We start from the raw sequence: 16988 nt of genomic DNA on the forward strand, positions 1-16988 counted from the left end.
CGCTCACCTTGGTCCAGGTCGTCGAGCAATGCGAAATTTGACTACATCATTTTCGATATAAAATTGTACTAACGGGACTTTCTACTGGCCGCATCCGTTCGGTCACGTTAGACGGACGAGAAGGTTCCTCCATTGTCTGTTTCACGGCAGTATCGGTTTGGAGCTTGTAGGTGAGGAACAGGTCTGGAAAACTGCTAATCAATGGTTCGCGAATTGGTGAATTGGGCGGCCTTCGCACGTTTACCGAGGGATTGATTCAATGTTTTGAAGGATGTTCCGACGTGGAAGTGCTGGCGCCTGCCGGTGTACAGCTGAAGACCTCACTTCGGAGAATTGATGTTCCTGCCAGGCTGGCAAGCTCCGCAAAAGTTTCGCGTCTACGGCCTATACTTTGGTGGATCTATAGCTTTTTTGAGTTCCCGGCTGACGGTCAGGTCAAGATCTTGTGCACAACGCATCATGTCGTTCCGCGACATAGGGGACAGGTGGTTGTTGTACATGACCTTCGCCCGTACTTCTATCCTGATACGGAAGTTCAGCGTCTAAACTTTCGATACCTGTTGCCGCGCGCTCTTCGAAAGTGTGACGGCATTCTGACGGTGTCGGAAGCAAGTAGAGACCTTATTGCGGCGACGTACGGCATCGACCGCGTGAAAATATACGTTATTCCTCAGACAGTCGATATCGATGTTCCCTCTGATTCGGTTCCTCTTCCCCGGGAGCCGTATTTGCTGACGGTTGGAAGCACGTGGCCCCATAAGAATGTCGAAGAACTGTTGAGAATGAGCCGCTATTGGGCGTCGAAATACCGTTTGCGAATAGTAGGCGGCCGCGGTCAATACATGGAGATATTGCGTGAATTGACCAACTCATTGGGGTTGCAGAGCAGGGTCGATCTACTGAGTGACGTTCCCAAAGAGGACCTCGCTTCACTCTTTGGTGGATGTACGGCTCTGGTCTATCCATCGAAGATGGAAGGGTTCGGGCTACCCCCATTTGAAGCGATGGCTTTCGGGAAGCCGGTAATCCTCTCTGATATTCCCGTCTTCCGTGAGCTACATGGCGGCCTCCCCATCTACGTCAAACTTGGAGACGAGTACTCTTGGGAGATTGGCTTCAAGGAGCTTGACTTCTTCGATGAAGAAAGACGTATGCAGGGAGTTGTGCACGCGCGATCGTACTCAAGGGAGAGGCTCAAAGCCACACTCTTTCAGGCACTTGAGGAGATTTGGGGCGCCGGCTTCCTAAAATGCCACTAACATTCCTGCTACGGTGCGATGATCTTATTTGTTAACGGATTTTGGATAAGGAATCGGGTATCTGTCTCATTCGTGCCGCAGGGAGCCTTCAAAATGCGATTGGATACTTGATGTGAATTGGTGGAGGCGGCGGGAGTCGAACCCGCGTCCGAAACTACTGTCGACGAAGAGCTTTCATGCTTTTTCCTGTTCTATATCTCGTAACGAGCGCTAAGAACGGACAAAGATACGCTCGAAACTAGCCTGATCGATCTCACCCTCTGCGTCCAGGCGGAACGCTTTGGGCCAGCCTACTGTGCGACGACCGGTATGGGCCCATAGGCGAAGCCCAAGCGGTCGGCTACTTAGTTAATTAAGCAGCAAGAGCCAGGTTGTTGTTGGCACTTATAGTTTTTGTGATCGATTACGGGTGTTCACACCCCGGCATGCCTCTCAGCCGCACGCAATCCCGTCGAAACCGTGACGCCCCCATCTTGTGAAAGACCCATCTGCGGCTCCCTGGGAAGCCGCCTTGAGACGCGAAAGCCAGCCCCAAGGGTTCCAAGGGGCTGGCTCATCACTCCTCAGCTATTGATTTTACCACTTTTCTTCGCCCTTAAAGCTTTTCCCTGTAGGTGGGATGTAAGGCTTCCGCATCTATGGTCGTTTTCCGCAACGAGAACGCCGCTGCACGCCTCTTTCGGGATACCCAGCAACAGGGAAAATGCCCTTACAGGCTGGCCTTCTCCAGGTCGAGGTTCATCCACTCGCCCCGTTCAATCGCGGCCCGGATCTGCGCCGGTGTTTTGCCAAGCTTGGTCTGCTGATAGGCAAAGGCGGCTTCCTTCATGCAGGTGGAGCAGGCAGCTCCGTGGGTCCCTTCAAAACAGCTATGCAGGCTGTTGTGCCCCATGGAACGGTCGCAACGGCAGTAGCAGGGAAGTTGATGCAATACCGGTGAAACTTTCGCGGCCATCTGATACGCCTTCACCTGATAGGGATGCGAGAAGTACTCGCCGGTAAGCTGCTTGCCGGCCATGATCGGCGGCAGGGCTCCCTTGGGTGGCGCTGCGTTGTACGCAGGAATGTCATTGGCAGGGTTAGACCACTGGGCATAGGCGGCCAGGGTAAAAACAGCGATACCGATTACGGTCAGAACGCGCTTCTTCATAAGGAAAGATCGATCTCTGAGGGGTTAGACGGCAGGCAAAGAAAAAAGACGGCACGAACATTGCTGCTCGTGCCGGGAGGCCAGTGACGCAACTTGTTTCCGAACCTTGTTCGGATAAATCTTTACTCCACGAGAATAGCACATCGTGGGCGTTACATTACCTAGGACGCAAATTTAAAGCTGAAGTTGCGTCTACACTAAAGAAAAGTTGCCGGCGACGGAAAATAGAAATTGAGGCGGGCTCTCCCTCCCCCCACTTCGGAAGGTTAGTGAGTTGAATTTTCGATTGGCGCTCTCCATCATCCTGGTCGTATCCGAGTTTCTGGCATCGGATATCTTCTATGTTTTCAATCCATTAGGACCGGTTTGCTCCCGTTTCGCAACCAAATGGGACTACATTAATGAGCATTTTGTCGTTGTCGCCGGCATCTGGGCGCTGATCGCCCTGGTCACAGCCTTTCTTACCAGCCCCCTCACCTGGCAGAACCTTCGGCGTTCAGACGAGATGCAGAAGGGATTTTTTTACGCCGGGCTTGTAGGGCTGGCGGTTGACGGGGTCGGATCCGCCTATCAGCGCTGGGTGGCTACCATTGATATGTCCGTTCACACCTGGACGCGGTGGGGTCTGATTATGAATGCCAGCCTTCGGACCCTGCTTTGGTTGGTTATTTATACCGGTATGTCGATCGCGTTTGTTATCTGGGCCAAGAAGCGCGAAGCAGATTTCCTGGAATAGAACCAGAACCCCTTTCGGTTCCCTGCAGAGGCCAACTTTCATTTGACAGGCAGTTATGTGCCTGTATTCTTGCACCAAACAAGGTGCAGCCGGTACTTCCCGGCTGTGCCCGCCGCACTTCCCCGAAACAGCAAGCGAGGCTAGCCAAAGGTACGTTGGAACAACGGAAAGAGGCAGGCAATGGTCGTGACGGAGTTGGAATTCCTGGAAGCATGGATCCCCGAGCAGATGGCCCCTGGAACTGTCTTTGTCCTGGACGGAGAAGGGCGTTTTGGCTCAGAGGAAAACCCTTATTTTGCCGTTCTGGCGTGCCCCCGCTGTGGTTGCATGGGCCTTATCAAGCGGAGCCAGTATTTTGGCCTGGAGCCGATGATTTGCGGTGGAGACAGCTGTTCAGCTGAGTATTTCGTAGACGAAGACAACCACATTGCTTTCAGGCGATCACAATAACGCCCCTCAATTCCAATTCTCAGCTCTCCGGCTGAGCCATTTTCTCTGTAGGGCAGTGGGCTTGTGAATCTATGGGCGTTTTCCTCAATGAAAACGCCGTTGCACGCTCCTCCCGGGATACCCAGCAACAGGAAAATGCTCTAGCCCGGAGGCACGACGACATACGACAGGTTTCCATCGCGCTCAATCTGCAGCACCAGGGACTCGCGATTTGGAATCTGAGCCAGCTCGCGGCGTAGTGTCTCAACCGAAGTGACAGGCTTTCCGTTTACGGCATGAATCACGTCATGCGGGCGCAGGCTGCTTTCGGCGACACGCAGTGCGCTTGAACGAGCAACAACCATCACCCCCTGCGGACTGCGGATGGGATTCCACTCATTTGGCGTATCGGGATCGACCGTCACGCCGAAGATCTCCAGCCGAGGAATCAGGTTGCGTCCAAAACTAATGTCCGAGGTCAGGGAGCGGGCACGGGAACCAGCACGATCTGGCTCGACCGTAAGATTCAGGATCTTGTCGCCACGCGCGATTGTAATGGGAACCTGCTTCTTCGGCTCCAGTGCGGAGATCGCCTGCGTGTAGTTAACGATCGACGTGATCTTCTTGCCGTTTACTTCCTGGACAATATCTCCCGGAAGAATTCCGGCGCGCTCGCCACTGCCTGCCGGCCACACATCTTCCACCAGAACGCCCTGCGTCCCGGTCAGCCCCAGTCCGCGCGTCAGATCGCGTGACAGCGTATGTGTCGTAATCGAGAGCGTGGACCGCGTGACGTGGCCACTTTTCCGGATGGCGTTGAACACGGTGCGGGCCGTATCTGCGGGGATCGCCAGGGCAATCCCCTCATTACCGCCGCTTTCGGAATAGATCAAGGTATTGATGCCGAGAAGACGGCCGCGGACATCGACCAGCGGCCCGCCGGAGTTACCGGGGTTCACCGCCGCATCCGTCTGGATCCACAACCTGGGATCGTCCGGTGAGGACTGCCGGCGGACTGCGGAGACGATACCCATGGTGACCGAGCGTTCAAATCCGAAGGGGCTTCCGAAGGCAATCGCAACCTGGCCCTGGTGTGCCGGGGGAAGGTGGGTAATGTCCAGAAAGGCGAGCTCTTCACCCTCCGGAGCATTAATCTTCAGGACTGCCAGATCGGTGTCTTCATCCAGGCCAACACGGGTCGCGGGTAGAACGCGGAGTTTGCCTGAGACCATGCGAACCTCGGCGCGCAGGCTTGCGCTTCCGGCGATGACGTGAGCATTGGTCAGAATGTAGCCATCGTCGGAGACCAGTACGCCGGACCCCTGAGCGGTGCCGGCCGTGACCAGACCCGTATCGGGCAGGTTGCTATTGCTGCTATTTGCCGTCGGGTTGATCGGTGTGCTGTCCTCGTGGTCGCCGACGTAGACCTGCGCTGTAATCCGCACAACGGTTGGCATAACCCGCGAGGAAAGTGCCTCAAGATCGTCGGAAAACTGTACCAGAGGCGACTTCGAGGCGAGGGCCTGTGCATGCGCCGTAGAAAAGGGCAACAGAAGAAAGATGGCCAGGGATGCGCGGGAACGCATGCACCAACGGTAGCAGGTGACACGGTGTAGCGGGAGTGAAATGTTGCGCGACGACCGTGTGGCCTTAGCGCTTCGAGGGGATCGGTTTCCTGGGAAAGTCGGCGGGGTTGAGTTTCCCGATACGCCCCTTTGGTCCCACAACAAAGGGAAGCGAGAGCGCGTTCCAGTCGTTACTCTGCTCGATATCGGTGCTCACCGGCTGCCAGATCTTTCCGTTGTCATACGAAATGTCTGTGCCGTTCGGGCCGACAGTGAGAAAGGCTTGCAGGCGGTTCGACCAGGCGACCGAACTGCGATAGCCGTGCGGGGGCTTTGTCGCTGGGGTCCACGTCTTGCCATAATCCGCAGACCACGCTGCAGTCTTTACCGGTGATTCTGGCGTTTTATAGTCGCCGCCAACAGCTACGAGCGTTTTATCCGGACGGAAGGCCAGTGAAAAGATACCCGCGGTGGAGACTCCATGGGCCATCGGAACCTCGACCTTGTCGGTGAACTCGCGGCATGGTCTGCACGTGGCTTTGTTCTCCTCGCGAAGGCGGTAGACATAGGCGTGTTCGGGAATATCACCAGCCCACCAGCGCGAGTACTTCCAGCCGGGCTCTTGTACCGCTTTGTTCAAAACCAAGAGGGTTGAGTTGCTGGCAGCGAAGCTGGAGGTTCCGCGATCCACCTCACGATTCGAAAGAGACATTTCCAGCTCTGGCTCTGCATCGTCGAGTGCGCGAACCTCCAGCAGCACGCTCTTACCGTTAATGGAATCTCCCATTACCCAGGCGTGATCGCTGGAGTCACTGTAGAGCGCATCCCAAAAGCCTTCCGGCTCCGTGTTCGTCATTGCCAGTTTCCAGTGTTTGCATCCATCACTGGTTTTATAGATCCTAGATGCGTCTCCCTTGCCGCTGGACATCACAATGGCCGTCTTGTCGTCGAATGCCTGAATTCCACGGAAGTCCAGCTTCTCTGCGTCCGGAGGGACGGTACACGCCAGCCAGTGTTCGCCTCCGTCAACCGTGCGCAGTACAGTGCCATTCGTGCCGGATGCCCATGCAACCTTATCGCTCACGGCGTGAATACCACGGAAGCTGGCGGTGGAGTTAGACTGCTGCAGCGTGAACTGGGCGGAGGCTGTGGCCGTAAGAAGCGCGAAAACGAGCGTAAGGCGCATGAATAGCGTAAGGCGCATGAGCCACGTTAGCAGCAGGTGGGGTCCGCCATCCAGCCGTTACTCGTGCCGCAGTGCCGCAACAGGGTCCAGACGACTTGCGCGCCAGGCAGGTAGAAGGCCCGAGACCAGACCTACAATCGCCAGGATGCCGAAAGAGATCAGCGCGATCATCAGGTTAGGCCGCAGAATGATGTCGCCTTCGCTGTTCGCCGTCTTGTACATATCCGAGTAAAGCGGCATGGGCGGGATGATATGGGCGATGGCGATCGCGGCGAGCATTCCGAGCATGCCCGCAAGGAAGGTCAGGGTAAGGCTTTCGAGCAGAAATTGGGCGAGGATATCGCGCCGTCTTGCGCCGAGCGCCTTCTGCAGCCCGATCTCGCGCGTCCGCTCTGTCACAGAGACCAGCATGATGTTCATGACGCCCACACCGCCAACCCCGAGCGTCATCGCTCCAATGATGCCCAGTAGCACCTCAAGCGCGGTGGAGAACTGCATGATCTCTCCCGAGTCTTCGATCGTGTCCCACGTGGAGAATGCCTTATCGTCAGCTGGATTGAAGTGGTGGCGCGAGGCAAGAATGGCGCGAACAGCACTGGTCGCCTTCTTATGCAACTCTGGCGAGAGCGGTTGATAGACCAGCGACGAGGGATCGCGGACGTTCTCCAGATCGCGCAGTGTAAAGAAGGGGAGGAAGACGTTCTCGTTGTCGGGACCGTTGTTGGAGGAGTCCTGAATCTTGTTCCGTAAGACGCCGATGACGGTGAAGGTCTGTCCGTTCACCTGGACGGTCTGACCCACGGGCGGGTATCCGTTGAAGAGCTTTTGCGCGGCATGAGGCCCGAAGATCGCGACCTTGCGATGCTCTGTGAAATCGTCTGGGGCGAAGTATCGGCCTTCCTCTACAACAAGCCTGCGCATGCCGTCGTACGGGAGCTCGACGGCTTTGACCTGGATGTTGACCGCCTTGGCGTTCCACTTAAAACTGTACGACGTGTCGTTCTCAACGGAGAAGGCGCGAATCAGCGGCATCTGTTCACGAACTGCATCGGCGTCTTCGGCAGTGAGGTGAATCCGCTTGCCGGACCGTTCCCCGCCGGCCTGCATGGAGGTCTGCCCGCCCCAGCCCATGATGACGTTGTTGCCGATACCGAGAAAGCCCATCAGCACGGTCTGACCGAGAGCCGCACCGTAGCTGATTAAGAGGACTACGGTCACCAGGCCCCAGGCGATGCCCAGCATGGTCAGGCCCGAACGTAGGCGGTTGCGCAGAAGCGACTGGATGGATTGCTGAACGGTTTCCTTGATCTGCATCATGGCGCGTGATGCAAGATACGCAGATCAGGGGAGGAGAGTTCCCCCAATCAGGCGGTTACAGAATCAAACGAAAGCGACGGATACCGTTCATCCGCGGTAATCAGTGCTTCAATCGCATCGCGCGAATCGATCGCTCCGCGAGCACCTACTGCAGTACAGTTGCGGGCTGCCGCGGCGCAGGCGAAATCGAGCTGCCGGGTCAGAGCCCAGCCCTGTAGCATGCCGTAGATAAAGCCTGCATGGAAGATGTCACCGGCGCCGGTTGTGTCGACAGCATGGACACGATAAGCAGGCCGATAGCAAAAGCTCTTTCCGTCGAAGGCCAGCACGCCATCTGGCCCCAGGGTCGCGGCGGCCAGAGTGTTTCCATAACGGCGCTGCATCTTCTGGAGTGCGGTCTCGAGGTCAGGCTCGTTCATCAAGCGGGAGGGGAAGTCGCGGCTGACGATCAGGTAATCGATGTTGATAAGAAGGTCGTCAATGCCGGGAAACTGAAGATCCAGGTCGGCAACGACGGGAATGTTAGCCTCGCGAGCCCACTGGGCCGCCTGCGTCGCGGCCGCTGTGTCCTGCCCATCGACATGGAGTGCGCGGGCGTCGGTGATCCACTCGCGGCGAATCTCCTCCGATTTCAGTGTCAGCCGATCATCACGACGGACGAGGACCGTGCGTTCGCCACTGGGATCTACCAGAATGAGCGATTGCGGCGAGTGGGCATCAGGTACAGTGACGATTCTGGTTTCGACGCCGGCATCGGCGAAGGCTCGGTGGTGCAGATCGGCCGCCTGGTCATCGCCCAGCTTGCCGACATAGCGGGTCGTGAGTCCCCAGTTCTGGCATGCAACGACAGTGCTGGCGACCTGGCCGCCGGGAAGAACGACGGAGTCGTGATATTCCACCTTGGAGCCAAATACGGGGAAGGTAGGAAGGGTTAGGACGGTGTCAGTAGCATTCAGGCCAACACCAACCAGGTCGACCTTCCGAGTACTCTCCATCTTCCTAGTGTAAACGCCTTACTCGGTTCGGAGGCATTCCATTGGGCTCAACATCGCGGCCCGGCGGGCAGGATAGGTGCCGGCAAACAGGGTTATCGCGGTAAGTGTGAGCAGGGAAAGCACAACGGCGATCGGCGAAATGACCGGGTGTGGCACAAAATCCGGCATGGGGATATAGCGCATCACGACGCAGACACCGGCTCCGAGAAGGAAACCGATGGTGCCGGAGACCAGAGTAATAATGGCCGATTCGGCCAGGAACTGCCTGTGGATATCGACGGCGCGGGCGCCCAGAGCCTTGCGGACACCGATCTCCCGGGTCCGTTCGGTCACGGCCACCAGCATGATGTTCATCACCCCAATGCCGCCCAGGGCAAGGGTCAGCAGGGCTACGGCTCCCAGAAAGATGGTCATGACGCCGAAGATGCGGTCCACGAACTTGGCGCCCTCCAGGGTGTCCCAGACCCAGAGAGCCTCCTTATCGTCCGGATTGAAGTGGTGGCGCTCGCCCAGAATGCGATAGACCTCTTTAACCGCGGCCTCATGCTTGTCGGGAGAGACCGGTTGAACAACGATATCGTTCAGCCAGCCCGGGAAGACTCCTTTACGCGCCGGCGGGAAGTCACGCTCCATCGACGAGTAGGGGACGAAGAGCTGTGTGCCGTCGCGGCCGGAGCCATACGAGCCGTTTTGCTTCTTCTTTTCCAGGATGCCGATCACCACGTAGGGATAGCCCGCGATGGAGATAATCTGCCCGACGGCCTGGTTGGAGCGAAAGAGCTGCTGCTTGGTGTCATCGCCAAGTAGGACCACGCGCGCGCCGTCGGCCTCGTCTCGTTCGGTCATCAGGCGGCCCTCTGAGACCTTGATGGAGCGGAAGGCCTGATACTCCGGCCATACACCGCGCACAGCGCGGTTAGCAGCGTTGTACTGCGAAACCTCGTTGACGGTCCGATTGATCTCTGGGGAGACGTGCTGGACCAGCGCTGCCTGATCCCGGATGGCGACCGCGTCGCCATACTCCAGCCGGATATCGCGTCCAGCAACGTAACCGCCGGCCTGTGCTCCGGTCTTGCCGCCCCAGATGATGGCGATATCGGTTCCCAATCCCTTCATACGCTCATGCTGGTCTTTACTGAAGCCGATGCCTAACCCAACCAGCAGAATCACTGAGGTGATGCCCCACACGATGCCGAACATGGTGAGAAAGCTGCGAAGTTTGGTAGCCCACAGGGCGGCGAGCGTTTGCAGGAAGATCTCGCGAATCGGCATGCCAGATAGGTACGATGTCCATGGCTGGAAAGTTCCTTCTGGAGCAGAATCAGGAATATGCATTGGACACGCAGGGAAGTAGTGAAGCTGGGCACGTTGGCCCTTGCCGGGAAGAGCGTTGGGCTGCAGGCAGAGGTGCTGGATCGCAGGCCGGCGCCGGCGGACCGCAAGTTTACCTCGGAGGGCGTTGAGCGCTATATCGCCGAGACCGCGAAGCGGATCAACGATCCGGAGCTGCGGCAGCTCTTCGTCAACTGCTTCCCCAACACACTGGATACAACGGTGCAGCCGGGGACCTCGGATGGTAAGCCCGATACGGTCGTACTGACCGGTGATATCCCCGCGATGTGGCTGCGGGATTCTTCCGCCCAGGTCTGGCCCTATGTTCCGCTGGCAAAACAGGACGAGAAACTACGTGCGCTGCTTGAAGGCGTCATCCGCCGCCAGGCCCGCTGCCTCCTGATCGATCCCTATGCCAATGCCTTTATGGCGAACCTGGATGACCCGCCGCTGGAGTGGGGCCGTACTGACCAGACTGAGATGAAACGCGGCGTAGGCGAGCGCAAGTATGAGCTCGACTCGTTGTGCTATCCGATCCGCCTCAGCTATGGCTATTGGAAGGCGACAGGAGATACGAAGCCATTTGATAGCGCGTGGACGGAAGCCATGCGCACCGTGGTGAGCACCATGAGGGTACAGCAGCGCAAGAATGGCGATGGACCATATACCTTCCTGCGTAAGTCAGATCGCTCGACTGAGACGCTGCCACGAGCTGGTAAAGGCAATCCGATCAAGCCGGTGGGCCTCATCTTCTCCGGTTTCCGCCCAAGCGACGACGCATGTGTCTTTCCGTTTCTTGTGCCCTCGAATCTCTTCGCGGTGACCTCGCTGCGCCAACTCGCCGAGATGATGAACACGATCACGCATGACAGCGCGACAGCGCAGGAGGCGCAGAGCCTCGCCACCGAGGTCGAAGTTGCCCTGCGTCAATACGCGGTGGCGAAGCTCGACACCGGTACGATCTGGGCTTTTGAGGTTGACGGTTTCGGCAGCCAACTGCTGATGGATGATGCCAACGTGCCCAGCCTGCTGGCGCTGCCGTATCTCAACGCATCGCCGGATGCGGCGATGTATGCGCGCACGCGCGCCTTTGTGTGGAGCGAGCGCAATCCCTGGTTCTTCCGTGGATCGGCAGGCGAGGGAATCGGCGGACCACATATCGGCGACGACATGATCTGGCCGATGTCGCAGACCATCTATGCGCTGACCAGTACAAAGAAGGAAGAGGCTGGACCCGCGCTGACGATGTTGAAGACGGCAGCCCGCGCGACTGGATTCATCCACGAGAGCTACTTCAAGAGCGATCCTGCAAAGTTCACCCGCTCATGGTTCGCCTGGGCGAATACCTTATTTGGCGAGATGGTGGCGCACATGGTCTACAACCATCCTGATTGGATCGCTTAGAGCATTTTCCCTGTTGCTGGGTATCCCGGAGGAAGTGTGCAGCGGCGTTTTCATTGCGGAAAACGCCTATAGATGTGAAAAGCGCTACATCACACCCGCAGGGAAATGCTCTAGTTGCGATAGCATCTAAGAGGCGTGCCCGGATGGTGGAATCGGCAGACACAGCGGACTTAAAATCCGCAGTTGCGAAAGCGACGTGGGGGTTCAAGTCCCCCTCCGGGCACCACAATGACATTTTCCCTGCGCGTGATGTGAGTAGCCCAGAGAGAACTAGAGTGGGATTGGCACTGAACACGGATGGAGGTTAGAACTTCATCTCTGCCTCCGTATGCTTTGCTAATTCGGATGGCGTCCGCCAGAAGGTACGAAACTTCTTCTCCGACAGTAGAGAAAGCTGATCTCCGCGATGAGGGGAAGCGGGCTGCGACGATTCCCCGTAGGTGGTGATACCGACCGCCTTCGCGTGGTCGGAGAACTCTACAAGTGCGATGAAGGTCTCACCGTGAATTGGGTTTCGCTCGCCCTGTGCGAGCGGACTCCAGGTAATGACGCGGAAGATGCCGGTGTTGCCAAAGCCTCCGTTTCCGGGAACGTTGACGTCGGCGATATGGAAACGGGAGACCTCCCCAAAGGGACGGTCAAGCGCACCATACTTCGCGATCGTGTCACGCGCGGCGTCCGCCAGCATAGCCACGGCCTGCTGAGGATCTTTGAGGCCCTTCGGTGTCCCAAGAGGATCGCTCATGCTCCAGGGGGATTGATAATTCTTGTCGCTGCTGAACTGCGGTCCAGCAAACTTGCCGGCCCAGGTCTCGAATAACAACGCCCCGCGCGCGTCATTGTCGTCATGGTGGTTCCAGGCACGCAGTACTGCTGCTGCCTGTTTCACAAGAGGATCGCTGCTGGAAGATGCTCCCTCCAGTAACTCCGGTAACAGACGGTCTGCCATCAGCGAACGTGTTGAAAGCTTGAGAGCAACGAAGTCATCGAAGGTGAGTTTGTTCTTTTGCTCCAAGAGAAGCGCCGATTGTTCTGATCGCAGGGACAGTGAGACAGGCGACATGTACGGCGGATATTTGGTTGGGTCAAGCGCCGGTAGCGCAGTATTGACCCACGGCGGATTATTTGTGTTCTGGATCCATCCGGCTGGAGGGTCAAGCACTCTCGGTAAATCTTCATAGGGATGAACCTTGGTCCAGAGGTTGTCAGAAGAATCTCCAGGCACAAGGCCGGACCAGTACGGGAAGTTACCGTGTGTCCGTACGGGAACGACGCCGTTGAACTGATAAAGGATATGGCCATCACGCCCGGCGTAAAGAATGTTGAAGGTCGGCACCTGCAGGCGCTTCAACTCCGCCTCTACGGCAGCAAAGCCTTTGGCCTTGTCAATATTCCAGTACTCTTCAATGCCGAAAGGGCGGTCGAGTCCGGCAACACGCGTTGCAATGGTGGTTCCATCTTTGCGGGTGAAGACCGGCCCATGAACGGAAGCTCGGACCTGGAAGCTCTCTTCCTTGAGTGAGCCGTCAGCCTGGCGAACTTTGATCGATTTCGTCTTGACGTCGAATTTGTGGACTGTACCGTCATAGAGATATCCATCATCGCGTAGCGTGAGTTTGTAGATCGTGCCGGCCGAGATGGTGTTCACGGTATTGGTGATTCCGTGATCGTCCGTGAAGCAAAAACGAAGAACGGGGAAGCCAACCTGTGTGGCTCCGTACATGTCAATGCCTGGAGCGCTCAACTGTGCTTCGAAATAGGTTTGGTAGGACGGCGCCCACCCCAGATGCGGATTCATCAGCAGCATCGGATGCCCGTTGGCAGACTTGACCGGAGCGATCGCCCAGCCGTTGGATCCATCATCATCTCTGGCGGCCTCAAGGGCGTTCGGCAGGTGCAGCGCTGCTTCTGTGGTCGTGTTTCCGGAGGGAAGCGCCTTGAGCTCAGGCATGATGTAGTTGAATTCCATCACCCGTTCCCAGTGCGTGATGACGTCAACTCCAGTGACAGGGAGCACACGCTTCGACTCGTCGCTGAGTTCATCCGGATGCTGCGCTGCGAAATCGTTGATGCCCTGGGCAAATGCATCGAGGTAAGATTTCATCTCTGCGCTCTGCTGGCGGTACCAGTCAGCGCCGCGCTCAGCCACATCATTGGCGGCATAGTAGCGATCGGTGGCGGCAAATGCTGTGCCCCAGTACTCGGCGGCACGGCCGCGAGATTCTCCATAAAGATGAAGCAGCAGATTGCCGTGCCCTTTGGCCTGCGCGTATCCGAACCCGTAGAACAGTCCGGGTGTGTTGCTGGCGAAGATGTGTGGAACGCCGTAGGTATCCCACACCACTTTGCCGTGTGGTGTGCTCTCAGTCTTTGAATGATGCTGCGCCGCAATACTGATGCTTGCCGTAAGTGACAGTGTGATGGCCGTCAGCGTACGGCAGAGACCTTGTCGTCGATTGATCACGAGCTTCCTTCCATGGACTGCGAATGGTTTCTGCAAGCACCTGGCCGATAGGCAATGAAGGTGGAGGAGCGCAGATACCATCCACTATCCAATGGTCATCGGACGAGAGGTAATCGTTTGTTTCTATCGAGGGATAGGAAACTTCTATTACAGCCAGAACAAAACGCCGCTTACACTCCCGCTTACAGTTATCAATCTCTACGACGAAGGGCAACCGGTCGCACGGCATGCTGGTGCTCCGTTCTTTTCAGGTATCAGAAACTGGAGGTCTCCCCGTGACGGGTAAGCGTCTTCTGTTATTGCTCAGTTCTATCTTTTTGGCCGTCTCCGCATATGCACAGACGGCTGAAATTCGTGTGGATGTGACCGATGCTACCGGTTCGGTCATTGTCGGCGCCAAGGTCAACGTCAGGAACACTGAGACCGGCCTGACCCAGGCGCTGACGACAGACCAGTCAGGTCTTTCGCGTGCGGCAGCTCTGCCGCCTGGCCCTTATGAAGTGGTCACGGCCATGGAGGGCTTCAGCAATGACCGCAGTGCTATCAATCTTACGGTTGGCCAGATCGGGGAACTGCATGTGCGTCTTGCTGCGGGCAGCGACACGCAAACCATCTCCGTTGAGGCCTCTGCTCCAGGCCTTGCCGTAGAGACCTCCACGACAACTGTCTCCGGTGTTATCACCCGCCAGCAACTACTGGATCTTCCTGTCATCAACCGCAGCTTTATCGCTCTGGCGCAGCTTCTGCCGGGCGGCGCGCCATCGCTCTCCGGCGATGCACGCTTCGGTACACAGACGGCCGTGGGAGGTAGCAACGTGCGTAGCGGCTACTCCACGCTGGTTGACGGAGCCTCGCTCGATCACCCGATCTATGGATTCTCGATTGTTGACGTAAATCAGGACTCAGTGCGTGAATTTCGCGTTCTGCGAAATCAGTTTGATGCGGAGTATGGCCGCGCCGGAACCGCCGTTGTCGATGTGGTTACACGTTCCGGAACCAACAAGTACGATGCACTCTTCAATTATTTCGGCCGCCGCGATGCGCTCAATGCGCGCAACTATTTCAACAGCGGTAACCAGCCGCCGTTCTCTCTCAATCGTTACAGTACCGCGGTTGGAGGGCCAGTCGTCAGAGACAGAACCCATTTCTTTGTCGCCGATGAGTACATAAAACAAACCTCTGCCTACTACCAGGCGCTGGCGGCAAGCAACCCCTTTGCCTCTCAGGTGAATGGAACCTATCCGAACAACACCACGGAAAAGACGCTCCAGGCAAAGCTCGATCACCAGATCAACGAGAAGAACTCAGGGTATCTGCGCTACCTGTGGGAGCAGCAGGACATCAACGAGACGTACGCCTATAACGACAACTACTCGATCGCCTTCCATGATGTGATGGGGCAGTGGAGCCACATCTTCACGCCGTCAATGCTGAACAGCTTTCAGCTGGAGTTCCTTGACCAGAATACATATCGCTTCATCCTGGCTCAGGGAGCGCAGCAGGTACGGCCGTCATTCACGCTGGGAGCGCAGCCCAACAAACCTCAAGGGTATCCACGTAAGCGTGTCGGTCTGAATGACACCTTTTACATCACGAAGGGCCGGAACACTATCAAGCTGGGTACCCGCCTTACATACGAAGTGCTGCACTTTGACTCGAACTACTACGGTCAGGGCGTGTGGAACTTCAATACCGATGCGGCGTTCGACATCAACAACTCCGCCACCTGGCCAACCCGGCTCACCATCGGGTCAGGTTTCTCGACGAAGGTCTACAAAAACTCCGAGCAGAGCTATTTCATCCAGGATGATGTCAAGCTGTCGCCACGTCTGACGATGAACGCCGGCCTGCGCTATGACTTCGAAACCGATCTACGCAGCCAGCGGTATGTAGCACATCTTCTGAACAACTCTGCCTATGCGGGGCTCTCCAATTACGTTTCAGCAGATCGCGGGAATGACTGGAATAATGTCCAGCCGCGTGTCGGTTTTGCCTATGATCTGATGGGCAAGGGAACAACGGTGCTGCGTGCGGCATATGGCGGTTACTCGGTCCGCAATCGTCCGTTCTTCAATATGCAGGGACAGACGGTGACCGACAACTTCACTGTCCAAATCAGCGATCCGAACTTGTTGAAGTACTATCCCAACACCACCGCTGTGCTCGGCGGCCTGAGCCTGCAACAATACGTGGCGCTGCAGGGTGGGCGTCTAATCTATCTGCCCGGCGATCATTTGAACATTCCCTACGTACACGAGCTGACGGCTGGTGTACAACACGGGTTTGGCCGGAACTCTGTGCTGGTGGTGGACTTCGTCCGGCAGATCCAGACCGGCCTGCAGACTGGGCACGACGCCAATCTTCCGGCCATCGGGCCGCTCAATAGCGCGCATCCGCGGCCGTTGAAGCAGTTCAGCACGGTAACGTTGTTTGATAGCACAACCACGTCCTGGAATACGGCGCTGCAGGTGCAGTTCCGTACCCGCTATCGCCGCGCGAGTGTGCAGACTTCCTATGCGCTGGGGAAGGTCGTTTCCGATGGTCTGAACGACAATACGGCCGCTCCCTCGGATCCATTTCACCTCATGGGCAATGCTGACCGTGGTCTGGATGAGCTTGACCGCCGTCAGGTTCTGACAGTAGCTCCGATGTTCTATTTCCCATGGGGCATTCAGATCTCCGGCGTTGCCGCGGTCTTGACGACGACGCCGTTCAATATCACTTATGGACGCGACCTCGATGGCGATGGCAATACCAGCGATCGCCCAGCAGGTTTGACCAAGTTCGCCGGCGGCCACGCCAACCAGCACAATCTCGATCTGATCAACGCAGCGCGCACCCTCAAAACTGCCACGTCCTTCAATGGAGTTACCTTGCCGGCACTGAACCTGTCTCCGGTAACCATGAGCCAGCTCGCACAGGGCTCTGGAGGATCTCGCGTTGATGTGCGAGGCGCGAAAGAGTTCAGCTTTCGCGAAGTCTTTAAGGTCAATCTCTTCGCCGAAGCCTACAACATCTTCAATACACCGGTCTTCAACGCACCGACAGCGACCATCTCATCGACTGCCTTTCTTACTCGCAGCTCAGCGGCAGATCCTCGCCAACTGCAATTTGGTGTCCGGGTGACCTGGAACAACCGCTAACCGCTGCG

At 57.1% G+C, this 16988-nt stretch carries 12 protein-coding genes, 1 tRNA gene and 1 other RNA gene; 6 read left to right on the forward strand and 8 right to left on the reverse strand.

All coding sequences use genetic code 11. From position 1 onward, the window contains the following. The first annotated feature begins 287 nt into the window (after positions 1–287). A complete protein-coding gene (locus FTW19_RS10490) occupies positions 288–1259 on the forward strand; it encodes a glycosyltransferase family 4 protein (protein WP_246153745.1) in 972 nt (323 codons plus the stop codon). Positions 1260–1377: 118 nt separating this feature from the next. Here the strand turns inward: FTW19_RS10490 and ssrA are convergent. After that, positions 1378–1729: a transfer-messenger RNA gene (gene ssrA / locus FTW19_RS10495) on the reverse strand. Between the two features lie 239 nt (positions 1730–1968). After that, positions 1969–2409 carry a CYCXC family (seleno)protein gene (locus FTW19_RS10500; RefSeq protein WP_147647582.1) on the reverse strand — a complete coding sequence of 147 codons (441 nt, stop codon included), beginning with the start codon at positions 2407–2409 and terminating at the stop codon, positions 1969–1971. A 274-nt stretch (positions 2410–2683) separates the two neighbouring features. Between FTW19_RS10500 and FTW19_RS10505 the strand changes: the two genes are divergently transcribed. Together FTW19_RS10505 and FTW19_RS10510 are read left to right on the forward strand one after the other, a co-directional pair. Then, positions 2684–3145, forward strand: coding sequence for a hypothetical protein (locus tag FTW19_RS10505; protein ID WP_147647583.1), 462 nt, complete (start codon positions 2684–2686; stop codon positions 3143–3145). A gap of 180 nt (positions 3146–3325) precedes the next feature. Beyond that, positions 3326–3595 carry a hypothetical protein gene (locus FTW19_RS10510; RefSeq protein ID WP_147647584.1) on the forward strand — a complete coding sequence of 90 codons (270 nt, stop codon included), beginning with the start codon at positions 3326–3328 and terminating at the stop codon, positions 3593–3595. A 140-nt stretch (positions 3596–3735) separates the two neighbouring features. On the opposite strand, the gene FTW19_RS10515 is transcribed toward FTW19_RS10510, so the two are convergent. From FTW19_RS10515 to FTW19_RS10535, 5 genes are all read right to left on the reverse strand, one after another. Continuing rightward, entirely contained in the window at positions 3736–5160 is a 1425-nt protein-coding gene (locus FTW19_RS10515; protein ID WP_147647585.1) for a trypsin-like peptidase domain-containing protein, read from the reverse strand. A gap of 64 nt (positions 5161–5224) precedes the next feature. Further along, positions 5225–6343 (reverse strand): WD40/YVTN/BNR-like repeat-containing protein, encoded by a 1119-nt coding sequence (locus FTW19_RS10520; protein WP_246153667.1) that lies wholly within the window; start codon positions 6341–6343, stop codon positions 5225–5227. A 39-nt stretch (positions 6344–6382) separates the two neighbouring features. Continuing rightward, a complete protein-coding gene (locus tag FTW19_RS10525; RefSeq protein WP_246153668.1) occupies positions 6383–7642 on the reverse strand; it encodes an ABC transporter permease in 1260 nt (419 codons plus the stop codon). Positions 7643–7689: 47 nt separating this feature from the next. Beyond that, a complete protein-coding gene (locus FTW19_RS10530) occupies positions 7690–8637 on the reverse strand; it encodes a carbohydrate kinase family protein (RefSeq protein ID WP_147647587.1) in 948 nt (315 codons plus the stop codon). An 18-nt stretch (positions 8638–8655) separates the two neighbouring features. Beyond that, the gene (locus tag FTW19_RS10535) at positions 8656–9909 is read right to left on the reverse strand and encodes an ABC transporter permease (RefSeq protein ID WP_147647588.1); all 1254 of its coding nucleotides are present in this window, start codon (positions 9907–9909) and stop codon (positions 8656–8658) included. A gap of 57 nt (positions 9910–9966) precedes the next feature. Between FTW19_RS10535 and FTW19_RS10540 the strand changes: the two genes are divergently transcribed. Both FTW19_RS10540 and FTW19_RS10545 read left to right on the forward strand, forming a co-directional pair. Next, on the forward strand, positions 9967–11373 hold the full coding sequence (locus tag FTW19_RS10540; protein WP_147647589.1) for a glycoside hydrolase family 125 protein: 1407 nt from the start codon (positions 9967–9969) through the stop codon (positions 11371–11373). Between the two features lie 137 nt (positions 11374–11510). After that, positions 11511–11599 (forward strand) — tRNA-Leu (locus FTW19_RS10545). 78 nt (positions 11600–11677) lie between these two features. Here the strand turns inward: FTW19_RS10545 and FTW19_RS10550 are convergent. Beyond that, complete coding sequence (locus tag FTW19_RS10550; protein WP_187143412.1) at positions 11678–13837, reverse strand: penicillin acylase family protein; 2160 nt, start codon at positions 13835–13837, stop codon at positions 11678–11680. A gap of 275 nt (positions 13838–14112) precedes the next feature. Here FTW19_RS10550 and FTW19_RS10555 point away from each other — a divergent pair, with 275 nt between their 5' ends. After that, on the forward strand, positions 14113–16980 hold the full coding sequence (locus tag FTW19_RS10555) for a TonB-dependent receptor (protein ID WP_187143413.1): 2868 nt from the start codon (positions 14113–14115) through the stop codon (positions 16978–16980). Positions 16981–16988 lie beyond the last annotated feature (8 nt).

Origin of the sequence: Terriglobus albidus (assembly GCF_008000815.1) — a bacterium.
In the GTDB taxonomy this organism is placed as follows: Bacteria; Acidobacteriota; Terriglobia; order Terriglobales; family Acidobacteriaceae; genus Terriglobus; species Terriglobus albidus_A.